Genomic DNA, 4,148 nt, shown 5'->3' with positions numbered 1-4,148 from the left:
CACTGGAGATCCCGACCGCCACCAGCGTCCGGGCCATCCCCGCCAAGCTGATGATCGACAACCGCATCGTCATCAACAACCACCTCAAGCGCACCCGTGGCGGCAAGATCAGCTTCACCCACCTTCTGGGCTACGCGATCGTCCAGGCGGTCAAGGAGTTCCCCAACCTGAACCGGCACTTCGCCGAGATCGACGGCAAGCCGAACGTCGTCACACCAGCGCACACGAATCTTGGCCTCGCCATCGATCTGCAGACCAAGAATGGCCGTCAGCTCGTCGTGGCGGCCATCAAGCGTTGCGAGACGATGCGTTTCGGGCAGTTCATCGCCGCCTACGAGGACATCGTCCGGCGGGCGCGCGACGGCAAGCTCACCGCCGAGGACTTCGCGGGCGTGACGATCTCGCGGACCAACCCAGGCACCTTCGGCACCGTGCACTCGGTGCCGCGACTCATGAGCGGGCAGGGCGCCATCATCGGCGCGGGCGCCATGGAGTACCCGGCCGAGTTCCAGGGCGCCAGCGAGGAGCGCATCGCCGAGATAGGTCTCGGCAAGCTGATCACGCTGACGTCGACCTACGACCACCGCATCATTCAGGGCGCCGAGTCCGGCGACTTCCTACGCACCATCCACAAGTACCTGCTGTCCGACGACTTCTCCGACGAGATCTTCCGCGAACTGGGCATCCCGTACGAGCCGGTGCGGTGGCGCACCGACAACCCCGACTCGATCTTCGACAAGAACGCGCGCATCATCGAATTGATTGCGGCATACCGCAATCGTGGCCATCTGATGGCCGACATCGATCCGCTGCGACTGGACAAGGGCCGTTTCCGCAGCCATCCGGACCTCGACGTGCTCACGCACGGGCTGACCCTGTGGGACCTGGACCGGGTGTTCAAGGTCGACGGGTTCGCAGGCGCCGAGTACAAGAAGCTGCGCGACGTGCTGTCCGTGCTACGTGACGCGTACTGCCGGCACGTCGGCGTCGAGTACACCCACATCCTGGAACCCGAGCAGCAGAAGTGGATTCAGGAACGCGTCGAGGTCAAACACGGCAAGCCGACGGTCGCCGAGCAGAAGTACATCCTGAGCAAGCTCAACGCCGCCGAGGCGTTCGAGACGTTCCTGGCGACGAAATACGTTGGCCAGAAGCGTTTCTCACTGGAGGGTGCCGAGACCGTCATCCCGATGATGGATGCGGTGCTCGACCAGGCCGCCGAACACGGCCTCGACGAGGTCGTGATCGGCATGCCCCACCGAGGCAGGCTCAACGTGCTCGCCAACATCGTCGGCAAGCCGTACTCGCAGATCTTCAACGAGTTCGAGGGCAACCTCAACCCGAGCCAAGCCCACGGCTCCGGCGACGTGAAGTATCACCTCGGTGCCAGCGGCAACTACCTGCAGATGTTCGGCGACAACGACATCGACGTGTCGCTGGTGGCCAACCCGTCCCATCTCGAGGCCGTCGACCCGGTCATGGAAGGCCTCGTCCGCGCCAAACAGGACCTGTTGGACAAGGGCGACGGGGCAGACGGCTTCACCGTGGTCCCGCTGATGCTTCACGGCGATGCGGCGTTCGCGGGCCAGGGCATCGTCGCCGAGACGCTGAACCTCGCGCTGCTGCGTGGCTACCGCACCGGCGGCACCATCCACATCATCGTCAACAACCAGATCGGCTTCACCACCTCACCGCAGGACTCGCGGTCCTCGGAGTACTGCACCGACGTCGCCAAAATGGTTGGCGCACCGATCTTCCACGTCAACGGTGACGATCCCGAGGCGGGTTCGTGGGTGGCCCGACTTGCAGTCGACTTCCGTCAGCAGTTCAAGAAGGACGTCATCATCGACATGCTGTGCTACCGCCGTCGCGGGCACAACGAGGGCGACGACCCGTCGATGACGCAGCCGGAGATGTACGACGTGATCGACACCAAGCGCGGCGTCCGCAAGACCTACACCGAGGCGCTGATCGGTCGCGGCGACATCTCCATCAAGGAGGCCGAGGACGCGCTACGCGACTACCAGGGCCAGCTCGAGCGGGTTTTCAACGAGATCCGCGACCTCGAGAAGCGCGATATCGAGCCCAGCGAGTCGGTGGAGTCCGACCAGCAGCTGCCCGCGAAACTCAGTACGGCCGTGGACAAGTCGTTGCTCGCCAGGATCGGTGACGCACACCTTGCGGTGCCCGAGGGCTTCACCGTGCACCCCCGCGTCAAGCCGGTGCTGGAGAGGCGCCGCGAAATGGCCTACGAGGGCAAGGTGGACTGGGCGTTCGGCGAGTTGCTCGCGCTCGGCACGCTGGTGGCCGAAGGCAAGCTGGTGCGGCTGTCCGGCCAGGACACCCGGCGAGGCACGTTCACGCAGCGGCACGCGGTGATCATCGACCGCTCGACCGGCGCCGAGTTCACCCCGTTGGAACTGCTGACGCTCAAGGAGGACGGCACACCGACCGGCGGCCGTCTGATGGTCTACGACTCGGCGCTGTCCGAGTACGCCGCGGTTGGCTTCGAATACGGCTACTCGGTGGGCAACCCCGACGCAATGGTGTTGTGGGAAGCGCAGTTCGGCGACTTCGTCAACGGCGCGCAGTCGATCATCGACGAGTTCATCAGCTCCGGTGAGGCCAAGTGGGGTCAGCTGTCAGACGTCGTGCTGCTGCTGCCGCACGGGCACGAAGGTCAGGGCCCCGACCACACCTCGGGTCGCATCGAGCGGTTCCTGCAGGTATGCGCCGAGGGCTCGATGACCGTCGCAATGCCATCGACGCCGGCGAACTACTTCCATCTGTTGCGCCGTCACGGCATGGACGGGATCCACCGCCCGCTGATCGTCTTCACCCCGAAGTCGATGCTGCGCAACAAGGCTGCGGTGAGCGACATCCGCGACTTCACCGAGCAGAAGTTCCGCTCGATCTTGGAGGAGCCGACGTACACCGACGGCGACGGCGACCGGAGCAAGGTCAAGCGGATTCTGCTGACCAGCGGCAAGATCTACTACGACCTGATAGCCCGCAAGAACAAGGAGCGCCGCGACGACGTGGCGATCGTCCGAGTCGAGCAGCTCTATCCGTTGCCGAAGCGGCGCTTGGGCGTCACGCTGGATGAATATCCGAACACCGAGCAGTTCTTCTGGGTGCAGGAGGAACCGGCCAATCAGGGAGCGTGGCCCACTTTCGGCCTTGCGATGCCAGAGCAGTTGCCGGACAAGCTGACCGGCATCAAGCGCATCTCGCGGCGCGCGATGTCGGCACCGTCGTCGGGCAGCTCGAAGGTGCACGCCGTCGAGCAGCAGGAGATCATCGACGAAGCCTTCGGCTAGCCTCCCCCCTCCCCACCCTCACCCCTTGCCGCGAGCCTCCCCCTCCCCGCGAGAGTGCGTGTCTGTACACGACACGCTGCTGCACGGTGGCAGTCCATGCACGCTCGTGGGCCGGGGCCGCCGCACCCAGGTTTACCTGCAACCAGCGGTACCGACTAGGCTGGCTCGCCGAAGGCACGGTGGTCGAAGGTCGAGAGAGGAAGTGTCCATGGAGGGCTTCGCCGGGAAAGTCGCCGTCGTCACGGGAGCAGGATCGGGTATCGGGCAGGCGTTGGCCCTCGAACTCGGCCGCTCTGGCGCCAAGTTGGCGATCAGTGACGTCGACGCCGAAGGACTGGCGGTCACCGAGGAGCGCCTGAAGGCCATCGGCGTGCAGGTGAAGGCCGATCGTCTCGACGTCACCGAACGCGAGGCGTTCGAGTTGTACGCCGACGCGGTCAAGGCGCACTTCGGCAAGGTCAACCAGATCTACAACAACGCGGGCATCGCCTACGTCGGCGATGTCGAGGTCACCCCGTTCAAGGACATCGAGCGCGTGATGGACGTTGACTTCTGGGGCGTCGTCAACGGGACGAAGGCGTTCCTCCCGCACCTCATCGAGTCCGGCGACGGACACGTCGTCAACGTCTCCAGCCTGTTCGGCATCTTTTCGGTCCCCGGGCAGGCCGCCTACAACTCGGCCAAGTTCGCCGTCCGCGGATTCACCGAAGCGCTCCGCCAGGAGATGCAGGTGAGCCGCCATCCCGTGAAGGTCACCACCGTGCACCCCGGCGGGATCAAGACGGCGATCATGCGCAACTCGACCGCTGCCGACGGCGTGGACACCGC

At 65.0% G+C, this 4,148-nt stretch carries 2 protein-coding genes; both read left to right on the top strand.

Annotated elements, in window-relative coordinates:
- The coding region (locus ACRDUX_RS35895) for a multifunctional oxoglutarate decarboxylase/oxoglutarate dehydrogenase thiamine pyrophosphate-binding subunit/dihydrolipoyllysine-residue succinyltransferase subunit (RefSeq protein WP_526421459.1) at window positions 1–3,320 on the top strand (3,320 nt) is incomplete at its 5' end.
- 208 nt (window positions 3,321–3,528) lie between these two features.
- Window positions 3,529–4,148: SDR family NAD(P)-dependent oxidoreductase (locus ACRDUX_RS35890; protein ID WP_526421457.1), on the top strand; the 620-nt coding region annotated here is incomplete at its 3' end.

The sequence above is a fragment of the Mycobacterium sp. genome, from assembly GCF_050701675.1.
Lineage (GTDB): Bacteria > Actinomycetota > Actinomycetes > Mycobacteriales > Mycobacteriaceae > Mycobacterium.
This window is presented reverse-complemented; position numbering and strand designations above follow the sequence as displayed.